Source organism: Nostoc sp. LPT, assembly GCF_017115165.1.
Classification (GTDB): domain Bacteria; phylum Cyanobacteriota; class Cyanobacteriia; order Cyanobacteriales; family Nostocaceae; genus Nostoc.
Window position 1 is genome coordinate 1 of the sequence record NZ_JABXKF010000127.1, and the last position, 23,033, is coordinate 23,033.

Here is a 23,033-nt window from a genome sequence, read left to right on the forward strand (position 1 = left end):
CGTATTCATAACGTGTCTACAGGCGTTGAACCCTCGTAAATTGGCAAAGGTATTGTATAAAGATTTGCAATTAATTTGCCTAATGCCAGATGTTTGCGATATTGTAAATAACATTTAAATTAACAGAAAGAGTAGACATTTCTACTCAATTGCAAATTTCCCTGTCAGTCCTAAACTTTCAAACTAGCCCGTATCCTATAGCTTCTTCAACAAGCAAGCATATTTTTCTTGATTTAAACAAATAGAATTTTCCCAGTAGTTCTCAGTCACACTACTTAGTGGAACTTCCCTGAGGACTAATTATTCTGCTCGGCGTCCACAATAGATATCTTACGAAAGGTAGTGTTGCACTGTTGCAGAAAAAAGGTAGAGGTAAAGAGGAAAACAAAAGGGGCAAAGGTTAAAGGAAAAAGGGGAAACATAAACATCCCTTACTCCTTCTCCCAAAACTTTTGTCTGGCTTCTGCAAAAAGTTTCAGGACTACTAGGTAAAATTGGGATTTTCTGGTGGTAATTACCGTACAAAACCGAATTTACAAGTAACTTAGTAGAGTTTGTTATGGTATAGTTAAAAAGTTAAGACTAGCTTTACCAAATTACACCACTCTACGGGCCGGCAACAATTGCAGAATGGGAAGCAGTTTTAATTAAGCATTTACCCACAAAATCAGAATTCAATCGAGGTTATGACTCAGCAAGTGATTCACCCAATGGTGAAATTGCAGCGCAATGTGCAATCACTCATAGAATCGAATATTATCAAACCAAGCGATAGCATCTGGAAAATCGCTCTGCTCTATGGTAATGAATGGCAGCACTGGAAACAAGAACTGCTTGACTTTGGCTTTAGTATGCAAGACCCAGTTAGTGAATTGCTAGCTGTAGAAACTTGGGATGAAGAGTAGGGAATAGGGAATGGGGGATAGGAATTTTTAATATTCACCACTCCCTAGACGCGATTAATCGCGTCTCTACTGCCCACTCTCTAAACTTTACAGGCAGCTAAAGCCGCAGCCAATTCCTTTGCATTTTGATAGCGATCGCGTGGCAATGGTTCTGTAACGCGGTCGATCACATCTCTTAATTGGGAACTAATGGTGGGAACTTTTGCCACATCAAACCTGAAGTTTCGCCCTCGTTGGCGGTAATACTTGAAAGGGTTTTCGCCTGTGAGCAGAAAAATCAGTGTTGGCCCAATTGCATACAAATCAGATTGAGTTAAAGGTTGTCCTCGTTCTTGTTCAGGAGCGCAGTAACCTTCTGCACCAATTCGAGTACCGGGCGCTGTGCCAATTTCCTTAACTGCGCCAAAATCTAGCACCACGATGCGATTTCCTGAACTTCGCACCATTAAATTGGCGGGTTTAATATCGCGGTGAATCAGTGGAGGCTCTTGGCTATGAAGATAGTCTAAAATATCGCAGGTTTGGATCATCCAAGCGATCGCTTGGTTTGGTGTCACTGGGCCAGTGGTATAAACACGTTTTTCCAAATCTTGTCCGTGGATTAATTCCATTGCTAAGTATTTTTTTCCGCCTTCTACAAAGAAGTCATAATACTTGGGAATTCCAGGATGGTTAAGGGATTTGAGAGTGTGCGCCTCTCGCTCAAATAACTCTTGAGCTTTGACAATTTTCAGCATATCAGCATTCATTTGCTTCAACACCAGCAGTTGTGGCATACCCGCAATCACACCAGCCTCATTCCAAGCGAGATAAGTAGTACCCATACCTCCTTGTCCGAGAGTTCGCAACACCTGATAATGGCGAATTTTCTGTTGGACTGAGAGAGGTTGACCGCAGTGGATGCAAAACAGATTGTTTGGGGAATTGCCTTCGTGCGTGCAAGTGGAAGATAAATTTGCCAGATTTCTTGCTGAGTAAAGCGTCTCGGCGGCGTTTTCTTCTGTCCCTTGTATTTGTTGCTGCGATCGCAAACCAGTTTCCAGTTCTATTACCTCCTGAATTTGGAATTGCAGTATTGGGCCTCCCTGTGCCAATTGCAAAAGGGAATTATCTGGTAACGGACTCTGAAGTACAAGGATACCGTTGAGAAAAGTCCCATTTGTACCCTGACTAATCAGCTGCCAAGCATCGCCATTGCTAGCCTCACCGACTTTTCTTAGTTCTAGATGATGCCGCGAAACTAAACTATCATTTAAAACAACGTGATTATCTGCCGCTCGACCAATCCGAATTATGGAGGAGTTCTCAAAGCACCACTGCTGAAGGGGAGTTTTCTGTTGCGGTTCTAACAGAGTCAGACTAACCACGATACAACCTATAAGGTAAGAGGATTAGGGATTGGGGATTGGGGATTGGGTATTGGAGAGTAGAAAAATTATTTCCTAGTTCCCAGTCCCCAGTCCCCAGTCCCCAGTCCCCATTTTTTTCAACTTTCCAGATTTGGGCGTACTTTTGCCCGAATAAGTATACCAGTAATATTGTCGTGACCGTTGTGTTGATTTGCCAAATCAATTAAATCTGTAACGCCCCGTTCTAAGTTAACACCAGAACTAAGTAAGGGTTCTAAGTGAGTCTGCCAATGGGTTTCTAGTAAATCATTATCTGATAGACCATCCGATGCCAACAGCAGAAGAGTATCTTCATTGATATCGAAAAAGCCTACGTCAGGATTAATCGAGTTTTCATCACGAGGCCCCAAGGCTTGAGTGAGTTGATAGGCATCGGGACGGGCGTAAGCTATGCTTGCTTCCACTCCTCGGTTAATTTCCCGTTGTCCAACTTCATGATCCACTGTGACTTGTTCTAGTCCCTGCTTGCGCGTCAGGCGATAGAGACGGCTATCTCCCACATGAGCGACTGCTGCTTGAGTATCTTGAATTAAAAGCATTACTAAAGTTGTACCCATACGCCCAACTCCAGAACGGGCATCTTGTTGATTGAGCTTGTAAATCGCCTCATTAGCTAAATACACTGCCTCACGAATGCTATCTTCTGTTGGCAGCTGGTTGCCAATCCAGTGTTCTTGAAAGTATTTCCGTAGGGTGTTGACTGCTAACTCGCTGGCTATCTCGCCGCCAGCGTGTCCACCCATACCATCACAAAGAATATACAAACCATGCCCCTCTAAGACTCGACTTTTCGGGAACTCCAGTTTATGAATTTTGGTTTCAATACCAAAGTTGTCTTCGTTATGATGACGTTGACGCCCCACATCTGTGCGTCCTGCATCTTCTAAGCTACTTAACTGCATCGCCAGCACAACAGTTGGCATATCATCAGTTTTGCTAATGATATCTTCTAACTCATCTGATTGCGGGATGGTGGACACAGCAGTATTTTTCTCCTTTATTGGGGGCAAAGTTGCGCTTCCTAGTGCTTCCAGTTCAACAGAGATTTCCTCCAAACGCGATCGCAATTGGGCGATCGTCTGAATCTTACCTACTTCTAAATCCCCCAACATCTGGACTACGGAGCCAAATTGAGTCCGTTGCGACTGTCTAAATAGTGCTTGCCAAACCCGTCCCAAAGCTTGGATAGTTAACGGCTCCTCTGGAATGGCAGATGCTTGGCTTTGGGCATCTTCTGGCGACTCCGTGGCGGGCTGAGAATTCGATGATTCCACATACAACCTTTGTAGTGCCAACGTTTGGTCTTCATCCAATCGCAAATTCGACAAATCTAAAAGGCTTTGACGACAATTTACTTGTTCCAATACTGCCCAAAGTTGGGTCATTTCATAACACCAGTGTAAAATTTTTAACGAACTGGTTGTTTCTTCTTGCCACAGGTCGAGTAAATGCTGCCAATCTGAGCGGTTTTCGATTATTAATACCTGTATATCACCTTGCTGCCATGCGTCATGAATCGGTGGTATCCCCAGTTCTCCTTGGGATTGTAAAGCAAGATAAAGTTTTGCAAGGCGAGGAATCTCACTCGCTTCTACTGATGGCGTCAGCAAATCTGATTCCTGACTTGTTAGTATTGCCTCAATGGGTGATATTTGATACGGCTGACAGTCTAGAACTCTCACACCTACATCAGTAATAATGGCAGTTTCCGTCTGGACAAGTGGCGTATCTAACAATTGATAGCGCTCTTGGGAGTCTAAATAGGAGCCTAATGTAATTTGAGAACTGGGCGATAGAGGAGATGGGGAGGGTATTGCTTGCTCATCTCCCTCACCTCCCACATCTCCGACATCCCCTTCTACTTTCAAAGCTTCCCCAGTCGTTTCTTTAGCAATAATTGCCCAAAACACTGTTCCACATTCCGTGTCACAGTTATGACATCGTAGTGCATTCACAGGTACATCATCGGTACTGCATTCAGGACAGACCTTGTGAGTCAGGGACGTGCCACAGTTTTGACAGAATTTATTACTATTGGGGTTTTCAAATTTACACTGAGGGCAAATCAGCATAGTGGAAGTTCCTTTATTCCCGTTCGTTCCAAGGTGCTTCTAGCCACTAAAATCCAAGGTGCCACAATTGGCTGTCCCTGACTACAGTAGATTGTAGTTTCTCAATGAATTTTGGTGGCAGTATTAATTGTGACGCATATTAGATAAATATTTCATATATTGGCAGGTAATTCCTTATAAATGGGGAATGGGGAATGGGGCATGGGGCATTGGGCATAGGGAATGGAGAAGATGACGGGGATGAGGGAGATGAGGGAGATGAGGGAGATGAGGGGACAAGGAGATAAACAAAACTCCTAACTCTTAACTCTTAACTCTTAACTCGTAACTCAGCACTTAGCACGGGCTAAACGCCCCGCTTCCGCTAACAGCACTCCTAACGCCCAATGCCCAATGCCCAATTGTCAAGAGTCTGGCAATTGTGGAGGTTCAGCGTCAAACCATTTTTGATAAATTTGTTTGTAAGTGCCATTGGATAACAAAGCTGCTATACCTTTGTTAATTGCATCCAAATGGGGAGAATCCTTGGGCGTAGCAATTCCGTAGTATTCTTCAGTGAGTAAATCCGCAACAACTCTGATGCCTTTGAATTTGCCATTTTTAATCGCATACAAAGTAGCGAAAGCATCACTAATTACAGCATCAACGTTGCCATTGAGTAAGTCTTGGAAAAATTCTGGCCCAGAATTAAAAGTACTAATTTTGGCGTTGGGGATGGTTTTGGCAAAATCGGCCCCAGTGGAACCTATTTGGACAGCAATTTTTTTACCTTTGAGACTATTGAAGTCTTTAATATTTTGATTGTCTTCGCGGACAGCGATCGCAAGTCCGGCTTTAAAATAAGGTCGTGAAAAAGCAATTGTTTTCAGGCGTTCTGCGGTAATTGTGATTCCACTAATTGCTGCATCAACTCTTTTGGCTTGCAAAGTCGAGATCATGCCATCAAAGGGCAGACTTTCAAACTGGACTGCAAAACCTGCTACTTTAGCGATGCTTGCGGCGGGCGACGCCAACGCATTCATCAAATCAATATCAAAACCTTTTAACTTACCGTCAGCTGTTTGAAATTCAAAAGGGACAAAGGTGGGGTCTGTGGCCACCTTGAGAGGTTTAGCGTCTGGGTTAGTAGCGGGATATAAACTCTGACAGGCAATAATCAGTAGTAGGCAGCTTAAGCTTAGAATTAGCTGCTGCCACTTAAAGTTAACTAATTTTACCATAGTAATTTTGTTCTATTAATCAATATTTACGATACTTGTGATGATGTTATAAGAAAGAATACATACGGATGACTTCTCGCTAATTGCCTTTTTGTGTGTTCTATATTCTGACTCCTAATTTTGAATTGCTTATGGCTTCTACCACTTCTGTTTACCAAATTGCTGATTTGTTCGCCGAAAGAGCTAGAAATCTGACACCACCAACTTACGGCACTGAGTTAACCAAAATCATCACCGTCAGTTTTGCCTACGGTCTAGCTGACCCAATTCTCTTTCCCCATGCGGACTTGGCTGCTGCAAGTGCTGCTGTACTGGCACAAGAGGCTCCGATCGCTCTCAATTACGGGCCACCTTCTGCCCAACTTTATGAACAAATAATCCTCCGCTTGCAAGCTCAAGGAATCTCTGCCGATCGCGATCGCCTGATCGTTGGCTACGGTTCCGGTCAGATTTTGGGTTTGCTACCAGATGTGTTTGTTGAACCTGGTGATGTCGTAATTGTGGAAGGGCCAACCTTCTTGGGAGTAGTTAATAGATTTGTCCAGGCTGGCGCACGCCTAATTACCATTCCTGTAGACGAATTGGGAATGGATGTGGATGCCCTAGAAGAAACTTTGAGCGACTTGAAGAAACAGGGCATTCGACCCCGGTTTATTTACACCATACCCACTTTTCATAATCCTACAGGCGCTACTATGCCGTTATCTCGCCGCGAAAAACTGGTAGCGTTAGCGGCTGAGTATGGCGTGTTAGTGGTGGAAGACGATGCCTACAGTGATTTGCGCTTCCAAGGCGAAGTTGTGCCATCCTTGGCAAGCCTTGATAAGGAGGGGTGGGTGTTATACGTGAATACTTTCTCGAAAATCATTGCGCCTGGTATCAGACTAGGCTGGGCTTGTGGCGATCCAGCAATTATTGAGCGGTTGGCAATGTTCAAAAGTGAAGGGCCTGTGGGGCCATTTGTCAGCCATGTTGTTGGCCGCTACTGTGCTACAGGCAAACTAGATTATCATATTCAGGAGCTAATCGCCTGGTACAAGCATAAGTGTAATTTGTTGTTAGAAGCGATCGCTCAAGAGTTTCCCAGTGATGTAGTTGCTTTGCGACCAGATGGTGGCTTTTTCGTTTGGTGTAAATTCCCGCCAGACATCAGCGCCACAGCACTCCTAACTGCTGCCAATGAACAGGGCATCAGCTTTCTGCCAGGAACTCGCTGCTACGCTAATGGACAGGGAGATGATGCCATCAGGTTAGCTTTTAGCTTTCAACCAACTAAGAAGATTGTTGAGGGAATCGCTACCTTAGGAGCAGTGCTGCGCGGATGGCAGCGATGATCGTACCAATTTTAGATTTTGTGGAAAGTCCAATCGAGGGAAATCTTCGCTCAGACTTTCCAATTTATGAGCGGTAACAATTCGCGAACCGCTCTCCCTTTTCCACATTCGATGAAAAGTCGCGCTTAGTACCAGTTAGTGCGGGTGACGACGGTTCCGGTGCCGCAGACTAGGGCAGCGCGGGAGAGGCGACCACTGAGGTTATTGCCAACCTTCGTGTAGGCAAAGTTAATGCCCGGATCGACGGTCTCGCCAACATAGTCCCAGCTGCTGGGGTTGGGGTTACTACTGCGGGTGCGATCAAGGTAGACCTTGCAGTAGGGCGGCGCGTTGTCGATTCGCGCGAATGAACCGCATTGGCCGCTGTAGAAGTACTTCAGCGTTATATTGCTTCCAGCCCAAGTTGCCTTCTTGCTCTGCTGGAGGTTGTAACGGCAGGGCGTGGACTCCGGGTAGCGACCTTCATAAGGATAGTTTGGATAGCCCGGACTGTTGAACGGCGCAGCCTGAGCGGCGGTCGCAAACGCTAGCGATGTGGAGATGAATAAGCCGACAACCCTGGTGATTGTTCTGATCCCCATGAGTGATTTCCAAATTCAATTTTATATTTACTTACTAGATTAATTATTTATAGTAAATAGGCAGAAAAATTTCCAAATATGTAACAAAAATCTAAAGTAATTAACCCTCTTTAATCACTCTGAAAAAAGAAAAATAAGAGCTTATTTTTCAACTGTAAATAAAGCGATAATTGAAGCGTTTATTTTCTAACAGAATCCTAAAATCAAGGTTTTTGGTAAAAGTTTTATACTCAGAACCAGCCCTTTCAAGGTGAATCAGCATTTTTTTGGGAATTTATTTAACTGCATTAGTTGCAGGTAACACAAAAATAAGAAGAATTCTTGTCCAAAAATTTTATCCGTCTTGAAAAGGCTAATTTTGAATCTTTAAAAAATTTGCTCCAAGCGCTGGAAATCGCGCTGGACTTCATACCAGAGACTTTTATTATGTGGGTCTGTTTTCAAGGCTTTTTTGAGATAAATTCTGGCTTTGAGTAGTTGTTTTTCGGAAATTAGCGCCCGTCCCCAAATTTGATAGGCGATCGCTAGCCATTGACGGACTTCTGCATCTGTTGACAAACGCTCTGCTAAAGCTTCCGCCAAGGCGATCGCTTGCGGAAATCGTTTTTCTTGCAAAAATCGCTGCAATTGCTCATAAGTCTTCCACTTCAGCCGTTCTTCTATTTCCAACAGATTAGGCGGCTTTGGTTTCCCTGATTCTTGGCTTGTCACCGTTGTTACTGGTGTTTTCTGCCGTTGCGTCGCCTTGGCGTCGTCACGTCCAGACGTTGACACTTGACTTGAATGTGCGCCAATTTCTTCTGGTAGTACTACCGTCAGCAGGAGTTTGTAAGCCTCTGTCAAGGCAATAAACTTATCTTTGGCTTTGTTGTCACCTGGGTTGATATCGGGATGATATTGCTGCGCCAGTCGTCGGTAAGACGCTTTGATGTCAGCAAAAGAAGCTCCCGATCTTAAACCTAGTAAACGGTAGCAATCTCCAAGATCCATCTTGAGCTATCAGCTATCGAATATTTAGCTATTGGCTATTATCTGTCAGTATCAGCTTCAAGCCCGGACTATTAATGATAAAGGCTAATTTTCTATTTTAAAGTTCAATGTTGACAGTTTGTTTATAAAAGGGCATTGGGCAAAACAGTTCTGAGTTTCGAGTTCCGTTAGCCGAAGCGGGGCGTTTAGCCCGTGCTGAGTAAAAAAATGAGATTCCCCACTCAGCACTCAGCACTCAGCACTCCTGAAGGGCATTGGGCATTGGACAATTAATTATTTTTCCCATACTCCCCCTGCTCCCCGCCCCTCTGCCCCCTGCCTTCCTACTCCCCAGTTACTATGGAGGTTCGGTCTTCAATCACACGGTCAATTAAACCGTATTGTTTTGCCTCTTCAGCAGACATGAAAAAGTCACGATCCATATCTTTTTCAATCTTTTCTATGGTCTGACCTGTTTTATCGGCATATATCCCATTGAGCTGGTGACGAATCCGCAGAATCTCCCTAGCTTCAATTTCGATATCGGTTGCTTGTCCGCGAGTACCACCTGAAGGCTGGTGAATCATAATCCGTGAGTGAGGCAATGCTAACCGTTTGCCTTTAGTCCCTGCTGCTAACAGGAAAGACCCCATTGAAGCAGCTAAACCCACGCAAATAGTCACTACATCTGATTTGATATGTTGCATGGTGTCAAAAATAGCCATGCCAGATGTAACCATCCCACCAGGGGAATTGATGTATAAATAAATATCTTTACCTGGATCGTCTGAGTCCAGATACAGCATTACAGCGATAATTTGATTGGCAATTTCATCATCAATATCTCGCCCCAAGAATATAATCCGTTCCCGGTAAAGGCGATCGTAGATGCTAATCCAATCTGTATATTGTCCACCGGGCATCCGGTAAGGAACTTTCGGAACGCCTATAGGCATAATTTACTCCGTTTTTAATAATTTGGGGGCGGTGGGAGAGTTAGGAATAACTCATAACTCCTAACTTAATAACTCAGCACTCAGCACTCAGCACTCAGCACTCAGCACTCAGCACTCACTAAAGGACACTGGCAGGGAGTGGGGGATTTGCGAGTTCTTCTTTCTCAAAAACTCGGTCAATCAGTCCGTATTCCTTTGCTTCATAGGGTGTCAGATATAACAGCCGATCCATGTCTTTAATAATTTTTTCTGAAGGCTGTCCAGTGGTGTTATGTAAGATATCAACTAATGCCCCTTTATTTACCAAAACTTCCCTAGCGCGAATTTGAATATCCGTTGCTTGACCTTGGGCGTAGCTCTTAGGCTGATGCAGGATAATCGAGGAGTGAGGCAAACTAGCGCGGCAACCTTTTGTACCAGCACTGAGAAGCATCGCTGACATACCCATCGCGGAACCGACGCAGATGGTGTGGATCGGAGGCTTGATATATTTCATGGTGTCATAGATGGCGAAGGCTTCGGTTTCAAAGCCAATGGGTTCACCACTGTAACCGGAAGTGCCGGTTGAGTTGATATAGATTTTTATCGGTTTTTCGGGGTCGTCGGATTGCAAAAACAGCAATTCGGCTACGATTAATTCCGTGACAGCAGGTACCAGTGGCATCCCAATATAGACAATTCGCTCCTTTAATAAGAGGGAAGGTAAATCTGGCGGTGGTGTCCGGTAAAAGTTATCGCCGTAATATGGGGCTTGAACAGCCTTAATTGGGGAAATGTCCATAGCAACTGATCGCCTGAAACTATGCCGTTAACTGTAATACATCCTAGCGCGATGCACGCTTGCCTCAAGGTGCGGATTTCTCCCTAATGCTGAAGGCGGCTTCGCATCTGCCAATGCTTGGCTTCTAAGATATTCTGATTATATTAGTGTATTTAGTTGGATAATAAGTTTTCCGTAGAGCTAAAGTAGTGCTTTGAAGTTATTTTTTAAAATGTATATCCTGAATAGGGACTTGAAGTTATGAAGGTTAATTTGCAGCCTGCCTTGAATGATGGTAATTTGGACGCAAATCAACTGAACAGTCAACGTCAGTTGGGAATTTCGATTTCGGCGATCGCCCAGACTCAAGACCGTCATGTGCCTCTGAATTTATGCTTAATTCTCGATCATAGTGGTTCGATGAACGGGCGATCGCTAGAAACGGTGAAAAAAGCAGCAATTCGTCTGGTAGATAGACTTAATCCGGGCGATCGCCTCAGTGTGGTAGTTTTCGATCACCGTGCCAAAGTCTTAGTACCCAGTCAAAGTATCGAAAATCCAGAGAAAATCAAACAGCAAATTAATCGCCTCGCCGCCGATGGTGGAACTGCGATTGATGAAGGACTGCGGTTGGGGATTGAGGAGTTGGCGAAGGGGAAAAAAGATACTGTTTCCCAAGCTTTTTTGTTAACTGATGGGGAAAATGAACACGGTGATAACAACCGCTGTTTAAAATTCGCTCAATTGGCTGCTAGCTATAATTTGACTTTAAATACTTTGGGATTTGGTGACAACTGGAACCAAGATGTTTTAGAAAAAATTGCCGATGCTGGCTTAGGTACTTTATCTTATATTCAAAAACCCGAACAGGCAGTGGAAGAGTTTAATCGCCTGTTCAGCCGCGTTCAAACTGTGGGATTGACTAATGCTTATCTGTTATTCTCTTTAATGCCCAATGTCCGGCTAGCGGAACTCAAACCCATCGCCCAAGTTTCTCCAGACACAATCGAGTTACCACTGCAACAAGAAGCTGATGGACGTTTCGCTGTGCGGTTGGGAGATTTAATGAAAGATGCAGAACGGGTAATCTTAGCTAATATTTATTTGGGACAATTGCCAACAGGTGAACAAGCGATCGCTAATGTGCAAGTCCGCTACGATGACCCAGCCGCTAACAAAGTAGGTTTAGTTACACCAAATATCCCAGTTTATGCCCATGTAGTCAAAAATTACCAAGCAGACCCGAATCCCCAGGTACAGCATTCTATTTTGGCGTTAGCTAAGTATCGCCAAACCCAGCTAGCGGAAACGAAATTACAACAGGGCGATCGCACTGGTGCGGCGACGATGTTACAAACGGCTGCTAAAACTGCCTTGCAAATGGGAGATACAGGGGCCGCGACGGTGTTGCAAACTTCTGCCACCCAGCTGCAATCTGGTGGAGATTTATCCGAAAGCGATCGCAAGAAAACCAGAATTGTCTCCAAAACAGTTTTGCAAGATACCCCTCCGCAATGAAAGTTAAATTGCTCTCGGCGTTAAATGACAATAATGTTGATGTGGCTCAAACAAGTAGCCAACGTCAACTGGCAATGACGATTTTTGCGATCGCTGGTGAGTCTGATCAAAATCTCCCCCTGAATCTCTGCTTGATTTTGGATAGAAGTGGTTCCATGTATGGACAACCAATTAAAACGGTGATCCAGGCGGTGGAAGGATTAATCGATCGGTTGAAAGTAGGCGATCGCATCTCAGTTGTGGCTTTTTCTGGTTCTGCGGAAGTCATTATACCTAACCAAGCGATTGAAGACCCCGAAAGCATCAAATCTCAAATAAAAAGCAAACTGACTGCTAGCGGTGGCACTGCGATCGCTGATGGTTTGGAACTGGGAATTACAGAACTGATGAAGGGCACAAGAGGCGCTGTTTCTCAGGCGTTTTTGCTGACAGATGGGCATGGTGAAAGCGCTTTGCGGATTTGGAAATGGGATATTGGGCGAGATGATAACAAACGCTGTCTTAAACTGGCGCAAAAGGCTGCCAAGCTGAACCTAACTATCAACACTTTCGGATTTGGCAATAGCTGGAATCAGGATTTGCTAGAAAACATTGCCGATGTCGGTGGTGGGACTCTAGCGCATATTGAACGCCCTGAACAAGCTGTGGAGCAGTTTAGTCGGCTATTTGGAAGGATTCAGTCAATTGGGCTAACTAATGCTTACTTGCTATTATCTCTAGTACCCAATGTCCGACTAGCAGAATTGAAACCCATTGCCCAGGTTGCTCCAGACACAATCGAGTTACCAGTGGAACCCGAAGCTGATGGTAGCTTTGCTGTGCGTTTGGGAGATTTGATGCAAGATGTAGAACGGGTAGTTTTGGCAAACATTTATCTGGGACAATTGCCAGAAGGTAAACAAGCGATCGCGCATCTGCAAATCCGTTATGATGACCCGTTGGTTAACGAAGAAGGCTTACTTTCGCCCTTGATGCCTGTGTATGCAGATGTAGTGCGGGCGTATCAACCGACATCTAATCCGCAGGTGCAACAATCTATTTTAATATTAGCGAAGTATCGGCAAACCCAGTTAGCCGAGGCGAAATTGCAACAAGGCGATCGCACTGGTGCAGCAACAATGTTACAAACAGCTGCCAAAACCGCTTTACAAATAGGAGATAAAGGTGCAGCGACAGTGTTGCAAACCTCAGCCACTCGCTTGCAAGCTGGGGAACAACTTTCCGAAGCAGACCTGAAGAAAACTAGGATTGTATCAAAGACTGTTTTACAGGAATAGTAAAAATTCAGCTTTGCTGATTAACGGGATGAAAGTTTTGCGCCAAAGCGTAAAGCGAGAAAAAATATTTTATTCCTCAATTGAGCAACAAAGTAGTTGCATATTTCTAACTTATTGATTAACAACTACCGAAGAGTTTGACTTATGCTGATCCAGAAGATTGTCCAAGAATTGCAAGACATCCCTGAAGACAAACTAGCAGAACTTTATGATCTAATTCACTACTTTCGGCTAGGTTTAAGTCAAGAACGTACACAACCCCGCACCCCTGGTTTATTGAAAGGACAACTCGGCGATGCTTTCTTTGAACCACTACCAGAAGATGAACTCCAGCAATGGGAATGAGCTACCTCATCGACACCCATATCCTACTGTGGTGGCTCTTTGACGACCCAAAACTCCACACTGACTGCCGAGACATCATTCGCAACCCAGATCATCGCATTATTGTCAGTAGTGCTTCTGCTTGGGAAATTGCTACTAAATACCGGATGGGTAAACTACCCGAAGCCAAACAACTCGTTGAGCAATATTTACAGATATTGCATCAGGCTAAATTTATCGAACTTGCCATCACCACAGCCCATGCGCTTAGAGCAGGAAGCCTACCGATTGCCCACCGAGATCCCTTTGATCGCATGATCATGGCTCAGGCTGAACTCGAAAGTTTAGCTGTAATCAGCTATGACAAAGCCTTCCAGACTGGACTGATTCAGGTAATTCCCGACCTCAAGTAAAGCAAAGTATTGCCAAACGCAGTTAGCCGAGGCGAAATTGCAACAAGGCGATCGCACTGGTGCAGCCACAATGCTACAAACGGCTGCTAAAACCGCTTTACAAATCGGAGATAAAGGTGCTGCGACAGTGTTGCAAACTTCTGCCACCCGCTTGCAAGCTGGGGAAGAACTTTCTGAAGCTGATCTCAAGAAAACTAGGATTGTATCTAAGACTGTTTTACAGGAATAGATAATTTATAATTCATAATTTTTATGAAAACTACTGGACTTCATGATGTAACTATTATTTGTTCTGACTATGATCGCTCAAAAAAAATTTATATAGAAGTTTTAGGTTTTTCGATTATCCAAGAGACTTTTCGTAGCGAGAAAAATCCACCGACTGCCTTAGTATTTAGTAAACAAAAATGACTTGCCCTCAAGATACGGATGAACGTGTTCTTTAATGATATACGGCACGGTTTCCGAAATCCACTTATGCTCTTGCGGATTATTTACATGAAAAGAAAGTACTTCAATCAGCGCCATGATAAAGAAACCTTCTGTAATCTGTAAGTAATGTTCAGGTAGCTTACGAATAGCTTGATAGCCTTCAAAAAAGGAAGGTCTGACAGTGGGAAGTAAATATTGAAGCGAGCTTGCAATATCGTAAAGATAGTATCCAAAGCCACAGCGAGCAAAATCGATTGGACGGAATTCCTCGTTGTGCAATAAATAGTTGCCCTCATGAAGGTCAGCGTGAATCAGTCCCCAGACATTTTGTTTCTGACCCAGTGTTTCTATCATCTCTTGAACTTGGTAAGCCGCTACTTCAAGGGTCTTGTAATCTTCTGCTGAAATTAATTCTTGTAATACTGCTGGATAAAGTGCCAAGAGTCCTGCTTGCAACCGATTCTTATCATACGCTGGGCGAACAAAGTTTTCTGGCAGTTGCCACTGACTACTATGCTGGTGTAATCGAGCTAGCAACAAACCGAGTTGGTAAGCCTGTTCTGGAGTTCGTTGTCCGTTAAGGTTGTTGCCATCAATCCAATGCAGCAGTGAGCAATAAAACACTTCTCTAGTCTCATCTACCAAAACTTGAGTGAGCCATCTATCTTGTAGATTTTTTACTGGCTCCTGCACAACAACCTCTGTGTCATGACGCAAGGCAGTAAGCCACAGAAGTTCTGACTCAATCACTTCTGGTCTTTGCCATACATCGCCTTGGAGCTTAGATATTAGTTGATGAATACGGAGAAGAAATTTTTCCGCTTGTGTTTTTATACAGAAGGTTACGCTTTCACTATGACCTAAAAAATAACGTTCTCCTTCAGCTATATCATATTGGGCAAGGGCAGCTTTCGCTATGTAGTCATAGATATTATCCTGCATTTTTCCATAACCTCTTGGTTGGTATACATACTCTAATCTTAAGTCCCACCAATCAGCTTGCGATTGCGATTGCGCCCTCACCGATAACCTAAGCGGCACAACTAGTTATTAGACGGGATTGTGCTGGATATCCACCTTATCAACCAATCGCAAGCTTTCGACTCAACGATACACCAAAATGAATGAAAAAATTACTGAAATCAGTAAGCGATATACCTTTTGGCTTGCAGAAAACACTAAAATTAGTAAGCAATAAGCCTTTTTACTTGCTAAATCTACTGAAATGAGAAAGCAAACTGGGGTTTGAGAAAGTAAAAGCTCTTTTTGCTTGCGGAAAACACCAAAATGAGAAAGCAAACTGGGGTTTGAGAAAGTAAAAGCTGATTTTGCTTGCGGAAAACACCAAAATGAGAAAGCAAAGTGGGGTTTGAGAAAGTAAAAGCTCTTTTTGCTTGCGGAAAACACCAAAATGAGAAAGCAAACTGGGGTTTGAGAAAGTAAAATGTCATTTTGAGTAAGCAATATGCCTTTTTAGTTATTGAATATGAAGTTTTGAAAAAGCAATAAGCCTTTTTGCCGATTGAATATAAATTTTAGTTAAATTTGTGTTCATGATAGACGATTGTACTCCAAGCAAAATTTTCTAGCAGGGAACAGAAAATAAGGCTTCTGCTACTAAATATAGAAAAATTATTCAATAGCTAAGTACTTATAGATAATGAAGTTGAACTACTTGAACACTGGCGAGAACTCACACCCTAAAAGCAACAAAAAGTTTTGCAGTTTGTTGAACTACTTAAATCTGAGCCAGAAACAACACCTCCCGAATCTGATTTTGTGCCACAAACACCCTTAGCCAAAAAATTATGGTCGATCGGACAACGAGCGATCGCTTCTGGATTGCAACTTCGTAAACGTTGACGAAATTGAACTTGAACTTGCTGCACGTCGCGGTGGATTCCGTGAGTCGTAAGAAGACGTACATAGACTCTGGTGTACTGATTAGCGCTTTCTGTGGCATTCAGTCAGTCAGCATCAGAGCGAATCAAATTCTTAACGATGAAAATCTGGAGTTTGCCTCAAGTCGCAATGTTTCAGTTAGAAGTCTTGCCTAAAGCAACTTTTAACAAGCAACAAGGGCGTTGCAGAATTTTACGAAACATTTTTTAGTGCTGTCATCCACTGGGCAACTGATCTCTTAACCTGCAAGCCTGTTGCATCAACCTGCAACAGGGTTGCATCGACCTGCAAAAATTAACCCACCCAACGTTACGCAGCAACTTTAAAATACTTGTGTGTACACAGTAGGTCTTACAAGGAAAAGGGTTTGAGTCTTACTCCCCTTCCCTTGTATGGCAGCTAGTGCGTTGCTATAACGAAGGTTCAGTTAACAAAGGTTCATCTGTCAAAGATTGCTTTAGCGAAGATTGGTCTATCAAAATCAAAGGTTGGTCTTTTGTCTGATTTACTTCAGGAGCGAACGATTTAATTACGCTGTCACCCACTTGTCTACCTAATTGGATATCGGGATCTTTTGCGGGATCTATAGCAAAAGTACCTTCAGAAGTAGTGACAGTATTGCGTGTTACTTTACCATCTATGGTTATAGCGTCTTGGGTTGTAGGTGTTTTGCTTGTTACTGGTACCTGAGTTACTCCAGAGGATGGGATATGAACCCCGCCGAAAATACGGCTTGCGGCATTGTCCTCTATTGCCTCGGAAATGGTATTGTACGTCAAAGCCTGGCCTGGTAAGTCTTGCGAAGGAACTGTGAAAGGTGTGTTGTCCCCGAAGAAGTTAATCAATACTTGACCTGCTGCCGAACCAAATGCAGCGTGTCCTGAGTTGTAGTCTGGGAACGGTGGGGTTAAGGGAGTATTAAAGAAGTTTTCAGGCTGATGATACGATAGCAGGGGTAGCCAGTTCAGATCACGAACTACTCCTGCTGACACGTCGAGGCTATTGTCTTGGCGGATTGCTTGAATTGGTCGCAATTGATTGTAAAAATACTTAGAATCCCACGTCAAAATACCCACATCAGCTTGTGCAAGGTTTAACTGAGCAAACAAGAGGGCGTTCTGAGATAGATTATTGCTCCTATTCAAAGAGATTTGTTCTGCAAACTGGTTCCACTGACCGGGAGGTCTGAAGGTATTTGGGCGATCGAGTGCCCAGAAGATAGCATTTTTCGTTTGGTTAGAAGTGCGAGTAATTGTAGTAACGCTAGTGTTCGAGAAGGCTCCTACCTGCCGGATAAGATTCTCTTGGTCTGCGAACTGTTGGCTACCAAATGGTATTGGGCCAGACAGTCCAAACTGTAGCAGGCGAGCTCTAGGATTTGCTGAATCGCGATCGGGTATATCAGGTGAAAAGGGAAGAACTGATCCCCACCCTGGCAATAATGCAGGTGTAAAATCGGGGAAAGTTGGTCGCCATTCGCCTGCGCTATTTCCTCCCGTGTAAGGTATCTGCGCCTGAGCCGAACCATCGTTTCTCCGCAAGGCTAGTATTATCCCAGCAACTTCTCTTCCTATAGACCGACCGTTGCTCTTAGCCGTACCGTTCGGTATTGCTGCCAAAGACGTTTTTAGCTGTTGGTCGAGTAGATTTCTTATAGCTGTTTTAGCTGCTTGAGTTTGTGTTGAATCTTGTGGTGTTGCAACAGTGAATAGATTAAGTAGTGTTGTATATGCTGCTTGGACTGCTGCTGCTGGTGCTGACGCACCGCCCGTAAGCCGAGGATCAGAGGGGCTTATTCTCACAGCGTAAGACCGACCGATCCGGTTAATCGCGTTTACAGCATCATAAACTGCCAAGTGAACGATCGCCTGATTGCGTGCCCCTATTGGGGGCGCAGTCCCACCTCTGGCTGTAAGAACGCCATTTGCATCACGGGAAATTCCTGAGACAAGGATGGAATTCAGAAGCGTTGCATTCCAAACAATTACAGGATCACCAGCATTAACCAACCGACTGACTACTTTACCGTTTGTAATCGCTTGCTGGATGGTGGTGTCAACTTCAGCCAGACTGACTACTTTACTGTCTGTAGTCGCTTGGGAGATGGTGGTGTCAACTTCAGCAATCAGCTGGTAGGCTCCAGGTGCTACAACACTTGGACTACGGAAGTTAGAGCTAGTAAAGTCTACGGTAACAGTTTGGGATGCACCAGGAGACAAGCTAACACTTGGAAGGCTTTGAGTTCCGAGTAGTTCATCTGTGCCCACCAAAGGGGAATTTGATGTGGTTCCCAAAATCGCTACTGAAGTGATGACTCTAGGGGTATTGAGAGGGTTTTTGTCGAGGATTGAATCCGGAGACACGTATATGTTGAGATTTAAAGCTCCTTGAAAAATTCCCGTGCCGTTATTAGTAACAATTAGGTCAAATCGACCTTGTTTAACTGCTTCGCCTAATAGTGTAGGTCTTTGAAATTTACTGTTACTAAATTTGATTTGGATATCTGGTGTTGGCGGGATTGGGATACCTGGTTTTGGCTGGTTTATTGCATAAGCTGCTGGAATAACCATTGTACCAAGTATAGATATAGTTACCGCCCTCTTGATAAAGAACGAAAAAAACTGGAAGATGGTATTTGGCTGAGAGTTTACCATGAGTTTGGATTATTTGCTTGCAGAAGAATAAATGAATGATGTCTTTTGGGAAGAATAGACCTCTTGCAAAAGTCAGTTTTTACATGTCGCTGACTACTTATCACGCTTTTGTTTACCATTTATGCAAGAAGTCTAATGATTGTGTTGTAGCAGTAAATTGAGGACAGAGTAATTTACTCAATCCTTGCTATAACTAGCTTTTTAGAGGTGACCATATTTAATATTAAAGTTTTGGTTCTATTTAAGCGACAGGCTGAAAGAGAACCAAGAATCTATGCATTAAACTCCAAATTTTTGTTTTGTAAATTAAGTAATGCCTTCTCTTTGAGAGGCTTCACAAACACCAATTGCGGGCGTAACCATCGCATTCGCCAAAATCTCAAAATTGAGTTAAGGATATTACTTTTCCATAGAGCAAACTTTAGCCTTGAGAGACTTTTGATAAACAAAATATGTCTTTCAAAGAGCCACTCAATATGACTTTTACAATGTAAAAGTCATAAATTTGCTATGCGGTAATTCTAAAAACTTGTAGTTCAATGATGCGATCGCTCAAGTAGGACGATGCAAAAATTAAGGCTTGTTGAATATCTTCATCTTCTAATTCGGGAAACTCCTGGCGCAGTTCTTCTCGATTAGGGTAGGTAACTAATAACTCAATCACCCGACGAACGGTAAGGCGAAGATTACGAATAGAGGGCTGTCCATTCATACGATTGGGATTGCTGGTGATGCGATCTAATTTCATAGCAGTAACCCTAGCTCCTTACAAAAATTCTCGTCCTTCTTACACCCACCAACAAGGGAACTTAGCAGAATAATGCTAAAAACTAAAAGTTTTAGAGAAAGGTAAATAAATTTCTGCCTATAATTACGAATTGGTTTTAACTTTCCCAAATGTAGCAGGTGTTTCAAGTCTTCCAATAAAACATCCTCTTAGCAAAATTAGACCGCTTATGTTTATGAGAGACGATTGTACTCCAAGCAAAATTTTATAGCAGATAACAGGAAATAAGGCTTCTGCCACTAAAATAGAAAAATCATTCACGAGCGTTGTATTTATGGGTAATGAAGTTCAACTACTTAAACACTGGCGAGAACTCACACCCCAAAAGCAACAAAAAGTTTTGGAGTTTGTTGAACTACTTAAATCTGAGCCAGAAACAACACCCACCGAATCTGATTTTGTGCCACAAACACCCTTAGCCAAAAAATTATGGTCAATCCGACAACGAGCGATCGCTGCTGGATTGCAACTTCGTAAACGTTGACGAAATTGAACTTGAATTTGCTGCACGTCGAGGTGGATTCCGTGAGTCGTAAGAAGCTTTCATTCTTTAAAGCTTCTTCAAAGGTGCATAAATCGAATGTTATTTTGCTTGCGGAAAACATTAAAACTTGATGAACTCAGCGAAGTACCGTCAAACTCAGTTAGCCGAGGCTAAATTGCAATAAGGCGATCGCACTAATGCAGCCACGATGCTACAAACAGCAGCCAAAACTGCTTTACAAATCGGAGATAAAGGGGCGGCAACAGTGTTGCAAACTTCCGCCACTCGCCTGCAAGCTGGAGAATAACTTTCTGAAGCAGACCTGAAGAAAACTAGGATTGTATCAAAGACTGTTTTACAGGAATAGTAAAAATTTAGTGTTGCTGATTAAATAATTCGTAATTCGTAATTAAGTTTTGCAATGGGGATTTGAACCCCAGGGCAAAACGTACTACCTGTAGAGGTATGGGAATTAAACCCGCAAACTTTGTTAACGATATGAAAGTATTGCATCAAGACTGTCAGCAATAATACTCAAACATAGCGATAATCAATTTAGTATTCTTTGCTTTCAAGTTTCCTGTATGAACAAGCTGCTCAAAAATCCGCTCTTTTTGTTCATTTTTAGCGCAACTGCCATAAGTTTAATCGGTTATTTAAAAAATCAATTACCTGCAATTCCAGATTTCCCGCATAAAGATTTGTTAATTTTTGGTGCTGTGATTATTGTTGTGATTATTGTGACGCTGTTAATTGCGTGGGGAACATATCAACAGGCACAGCAGCCAGAAGACGCACCAGAACAAATCGACCCGACGTTAAGACCGCAACTACTGGAAGCAGAAGAAACAAAGGTTAACAAGCGATCGCAAGATTCTCTGCATTTGTCGCAGATGATTGAGCTAGACAAACAAGAGCAACCGGAAAGAGTCGGACGAAACCCACTACAACCCTTGTATACAATCTCTGCAAACCAGAATACAAGTCCACCTCAGCAAATTAATCGCATGGTAGATGTGTTGCAGCGAAAAGACATCAGTGGCAGATTATTAATTTTAGGACAGCCAGGAGGCGGGAAAACTATAACACTACTAAATTTGGCAGAAGAATTATTGGAAACAGCAAAACGAGATGATACAGCCCCAATGCCCTTTATATTTGAACTTTCGGCATGGCGGGATGATAGCGTCAACATTCTGGATTGGTTAATTAATCAACTCAAGGAAGAATATAATCTAACACCTGGAATCAGTCGGTTTTGGTTAGAACGAGGTGATATTTTGCCGTTGTTGGATGGGTTAGATGAGTTGGGGTTGGAACGACAGAAAAAATGCATCAAAGCAATTAATCAATATTTGGGTGAAGATGCAAAGCGGGATTTGGTTGTTTGCTGTCGGGAGGAGGAATATCATACAGGGGAAGAACAGCTTACACAGTTACATGGTGCGGTTTGTTTGCAGCAGTTGTCGGAAAGACAGATTCAAGATTATTTAAATCAGTTGAAAAGACCTGATTTATGGCAAGCAATCCAGATAAACGCGGAATTTTTGGAATTAGCAAGGACACCATTATTACTCTCGCTGATGGTGGTTGCATATCAAGGAAGAGCAATACAGACAAAGCAAGACTTATTTGATGCTTATATCGAGCGTAGGTTTAATTTACTGCCTGTGGGGAAGGGAGAACCGCAGCGAAAGAAAAATATACATTTTTTAGCATTTTTAGCAAAGCGATTACAAAAAACGCAGACGGAGTTTTTGATTGAGAATATGCAGCCAGATTGGTTACAAAATCATCAGCAAAGAAGGTTGTATAAGCTGATTGTAGGGCTGATTCTAGGGTTGATTCTAGGGTTGAGTCTAGGGTTGATTGGTGGGCTGATTGATAGACTGAATAATGAAGAGTTTGAGCAGATGATGAGGCGGAGTTATGGGCTGATTAATATTCATTTTGATGGGCAGAATTATAGGCTGATTCAAGGGCTGATTACAGGGCTGGGTTATGGGCTGACTATGGGGCTGTGGCTGTTTTCAGTTAGTTATTCCATTAAACCAGTAGAAGAAATTCAATTGTCAGTTAAACGATTAAAAATTCATGTTTTTCTGAAAAATTTTACTTTATGCCTGAATATTATGCTGATTTTCGGGCTGATTCTAAGTCTGATTTATGGGCTAAATAGAAATCTGAGTTATTATGTCCTGATTTATGGGGTGATTAATGAGGTGATTTTTGGGGTGATTTTTGGGGTGATTTTTGGGTTTATTACAGGGTTAGTTAAGGGACTAAAGTCAGATTTAAAAACTCAATTTAAACCAAACCAAGGTATTAGGGCATCGTTCACGAACACGTTTTGCATCACAGTTTTCATCACAGTTATATTTAGTATTATTCGTATTCTCCTCTTTTGGTTTAGCCAAAAGTTGTCTATACCTCGTGAGGATAGTTCAACTTTGAGTTATTTCCAAGTTTATACTTTTTTAATTGCATTATCATTCAATGGGGGATTAGCCTGCATACAGCACGTTTCCCTACGTTCGGTACTTTGGCGCAGTGGCTACATTCCTTGGAACTATGCCCAATTTCTCAACCGTGCAGCAGAACGTCGCTTAATTCAACAAGTCGGTGGCCGTTATCGGTTTATCCACCGTTTACTACTCGACCACTTTGCTGATATGCATCTGTCGTAGTTTTAGCAATGTGTTCAGCCTTAGTTTGCAATGTTTGGCTCATGGCTGCAAAATCTTGGCGAACTTTAATATTTAACCAACGAGCCAGCAGAGTCACCAATAAGCCTTTAAAAGATTCTTGCTGAATGAAGCGATGGCTACGCCTGCCGCAGGCATCACAAGCTAACAGCTTAACGATATACCAAAATGAATGCGGAAATTACTTAAATAAACAAGCAAACTGGAGTTTGAGAAAGTAAAAGCTGATTTTACTTGCGGAAAACACCAAAATGAGAAAGTAAACTGGGGTTTGAAAAAGTAAAAGCTCTTTTTGCTTGCGGAAAACACCAAAATGAGAAAGCAAACTGGG

The 23,033-nt window shown here is 43.0% G+C and carries 19 protein-coding genes and 3 pseudogenes; 12 read left to right on the forward strand and 10 right to left on the reverse strand.

Annotation, left to right across the window (positions count from 1 at the left end; genetic code table 11):
- Nucleotides 1-686: 686 nt before the first annotated feature.
- On the forward strand, nucleotides 687-905 hold the full coding sequence (locus HWQ58_RS23410; protein WP_012407469.1) for a DUF4327 family protein: 219 nt from the start codon (nucleotides 687-689) through the stop codon (nucleotides 903-905).
- 80 nt (nucleotides 906-985) lie between these two features.
- Here HWQ58_RS23410 and HWQ58_RS23415 read toward each other — a convergent pair whose 3' ends face one another.
- From HWQ58_RS23415 to HWQ58_RS23425, 3 genes are all read right to left on the reverse strand, one after another.
- Nucleotides 986-2,272 carry a protein kinase gene (locus HWQ58_RS23415; RefSeq protein WP_292867810.1) on the reverse strand — a complete coding sequence of 429 codons (1,287 nt, stop codon included), beginning with the start codon at nucleotides 2,270-2,272 and terminating at the stop codon, nucleotides 986-988.
- A gap of 119 nt (nucleotides 2,273-2,391) precedes the next feature.
- The gene (locus tag HWQ58_RS23420; protein ID WP_292867813.1) at nucleotides 2,392-4,386 is read right to left on the reverse strand and encodes a serine/threonine phosphatase; all 1,995 of its coding nucleotides are present in this window, start codon (nucleotides 4,384-4,386) and stop codon (nucleotides 2,392-2,394) included.
- Between the two features lie 404 nt (nucleotides 4,387-4,790).
- Nucleotides 4,791-5,606 (reverse strand): basic amino acid ABC transporter substrate-binding protein, encoded by an 816-nt coding sequence (locus HWQ58_RS23425; protein ID WP_292867816.1) that lies wholly within the window; start codon nucleotides 5,604-5,606, stop codon nucleotides 4,791-4,793.
- Between the two features lie 131 nt (nucleotides 5,607-5,737).
- On the opposite strand from HWQ58_RS23425, the gene HWQ58_RS23430 reads away from it, so the two are divergent.
- Nucleotides 5,738-6,940 (forward strand): PLP-dependent aminotransferase family protein, encoded by a 1,203-nt coding sequence (locus HWQ58_RS23430; RefSeq protein WP_292867818.1) that lies wholly within the window; start codon nucleotides 5,738-5,740, stop codon nucleotides 6,938-6,940.
- Between the two features lie 125 nt (nucleotides 6,941-7,065).
- Here the strand turns inward: HWQ58_RS23430 and HWQ58_RS23435 are convergent, their stop codons facing one another.
- From HWQ58_RS23435 to HWQ58_RS23450, 4 genes are all read right to left on the reverse strand, one after another.
- Nucleotides 7,066-7,521: a hypothetical protein gene (locus HWQ58_RS23435; protein WP_292867821.1), complete on the reverse strand. Its 456-nt coding sequence runs from the start codon at nucleotides 7,519-7,521 to the stop codon at nucleotides 7,066-7,068.
- A gap of 366 nt (nucleotides 7,522-7,887) precedes the next feature.
- Nucleotides 7,888-8,511, reverse strand: coding sequence for a J domain-containing protein (locus HWQ58_RS23440; RefSeq protein WP_292867824.1), 624 nt, complete (start codon nucleotides 8,509-8,511; stop codon nucleotides 7,888-7,890).
- A gap of 323 nt (nucleotides 8,512-8,834) precedes the next feature.
- Nucleotides 8,835-9,446 carry an ATP-dependent Clp protease proteolytic subunit gene (locus HWQ58_RS23445; RefSeq protein WP_292867827.1) on the reverse strand — a complete coding sequence of 204 codons (612 nt, stop codon included), beginning with the start codon at nucleotides 9,444-9,446 and terminating at the stop codon, nucleotides 8,835-8,837.
- A 118-nt stretch (nucleotides 9,447-9,564) separates the two neighbouring features.
- The gene (locus tag HWQ58_RS23450; RefSeq protein ID WP_292867830.1) at nucleotides 9,565-10,227 is read right to left on the reverse strand and encodes an ATP-dependent Clp protease proteolytic subunit; all 663 of its coding nucleotides are present in this window, start codon (nucleotides 10,225-10,227) and stop codon (nucleotides 9,565-9,567) included.
- Between the two features lie 240 nt (nucleotides 10,228-10,467).
- Here HWQ58_RS23450 and HWQ58_RS23455 point away from each other — a divergent pair, with 240 nt between their 5' ends.
- The 6 genes and pseudogenes from HWQ58_RS23455 to HWQ58_RS38565 all read left to right on the forward strand — a co-directional run.
- A complete protein-coding gene (locus tag HWQ58_RS23455; protein ID WP_292867833.1) occupies nucleotides 10,468-11,724 on the forward strand; it encodes a VWA domain-containing protein in 1,257 nt (418 codons plus the stop codon).
- The gene (locus HWQ58_RS23460; RefSeq protein ID WP_292867836.1) at nucleotides 11,721-13,001 is read left to right on the forward strand and encodes a VWA domain-containing protein; all 1,281 of its coding nucleotides are present in this window, start codon (nucleotides 11,721-11,723) and stop codon (nucleotides 12,999-13,001) included. Before HWQ58_RS23455 ends, HWQ58_RS23460 begins: the two co-directional genes overlap by 4 nt.
- A 144-nt stretch (nucleotides 13,002-13,145) precedes the next feature.
- Nucleotides 13,146-13,346, forward strand: coding sequence for a hypothetical protein (locus HWQ58_RS23465; RefSeq protein ID WP_104905357.1), 201 nt, complete (start codon nucleotides 13,146-13,148; stop codon nucleotides 13,344-13,346).
- Nucleotides 13,343-13,738: a type II toxin-antitoxin system VapC family toxin gene (locus HWQ58_RS23470; RefSeq protein WP_292867839.1), complete on the forward strand. Its 396-nt coding sequence runs from the start codon at nucleotides 13,343-13,345 to the stop codon at nucleotides 13,736-13,738. The genes HWQ58_RS23465 and HWQ58_RS23470 overlap by 4 nt, the downstream gene beginning before the upstream one ends.
- A gap of 1 nt (nucleotide 13,739) precedes the next feature.
- Nucleotides 13,740-13,967, forward strand: a pseudogene (locus HWQ58_RS23475) (hypothetical protein); the annotation flags it as partial.
- 23 nt (nucleotides 13,968-13,990) lie between these two features.
- Nucleotides 13,991-14,113 (forward strand): annotated as a pseudogene (locus tag HWQ58_RS38565) (VOC family protein); the annotation flags it as partial.
- Nucleotides 14,114-14,125: 12 nt separating this feature from the next.
- Here the strand turns inward: HWQ58_RS38565 and HWQ58_RS23480 are convergent.
- The gene (locus HWQ58_RS23480; protein ID WP_292867842.1) at nucleotides 14,126-15,211 is read right to left on the reverse strand and encodes a phosphotransferase; all 1,086 of its coding nucleotides are present in this window, start codon (nucleotides 15,209-15,211) and stop codon (nucleotides 14,126-14,128) included.
- Nucleotides 15,212-15,889: 678 nt separating this feature from the next.
- Between HWQ58_RS23480 and HWQ58_RS23485 the strand changes: the two genes are divergently transcribed.
- A complete protein-coding gene (locus tag HWQ58_RS23485) occupies nucleotides 15,890-16,033 on the forward strand; it encodes a hypothetical protein (RefSeq protein ID WP_292867845.1) in 144 nt (47 codons plus the stop codon).
- Between the two features lie 449 nt (nucleotides 16,034-16,482).
- On the opposite strand, the gene HWQ58_RS23490 is transcribed toward HWQ58_RS23485, so the two are convergent.
- Both HWQ58_RS23490 and HWQ58_RS23495 read right to left on the reverse strand, forming a co-directional pair.
- Nucleotides 16,483-18,726: a vanadium-dependent haloperoxidase gene (locus HWQ58_RS23490; RefSeq protein ID WP_292867848.1), complete on the reverse strand. Its 2,244-nt coding sequence runs from the start codon at nucleotides 18,724-18,726 to the stop codon at nucleotides 16,483-16,485.
- A 508-nt stretch (nucleotides 18,727-19,234) separates the two neighbouring features.
- On the reverse strand, nucleotides 19,235-19,474 hold the full coding sequence (locus HWQ58_RS23495) for a DUF433 domain-containing protein (RefSeq protein WP_292867851.1): 240 nt from the start codon (nucleotides 19,472-19,474) through the stop codon (nucleotides 19,235-19,237).
- A gap of 313 nt (nucleotides 19,475-19,787) precedes the next feature.
- On the opposite strand from HWQ58_RS23495, the gene HWQ58_RS23500 reads away from it, so the two are divergent.
- From HWQ58_RS23500 to HWQ58_RS23510, 3 genes and pseudogenes are all read left to right on the forward strand, one after another.
- Complete coding sequence (locus HWQ58_RS23500) at nucleotides 19,788-19,997, forward strand: hypothetical protein (protein WP_292867854.1); 210 nt, start codon at nucleotides 19,788-19,790, stop codon at nucleotides 19,995-19,997.
- Between the two features lie 124 nt (nucleotides 19,998-20,121).
- Nucleotides 20,122-20,304: pseudogene (locus HWQ58_RS23505) on the forward strand (hypothetical protein); the annotation flags it as partial.
- A gap of 277 nt (nucleotides 20,305-20,581) precedes the next feature.
- Nucleotides 20,582-22,684 (forward strand): NACHT domain-containing protein, encoded by a 2,103-nt coding sequence (locus tag HWQ58_RS23510; RefSeq protein ID WP_292867857.1) that lies wholly within the window; start codon nucleotides 20,582-20,584, stop codon nucleotides 22,682-22,684.
- Nucleotides 22,685-23,033: the final 349 nt, after the last annotated feature.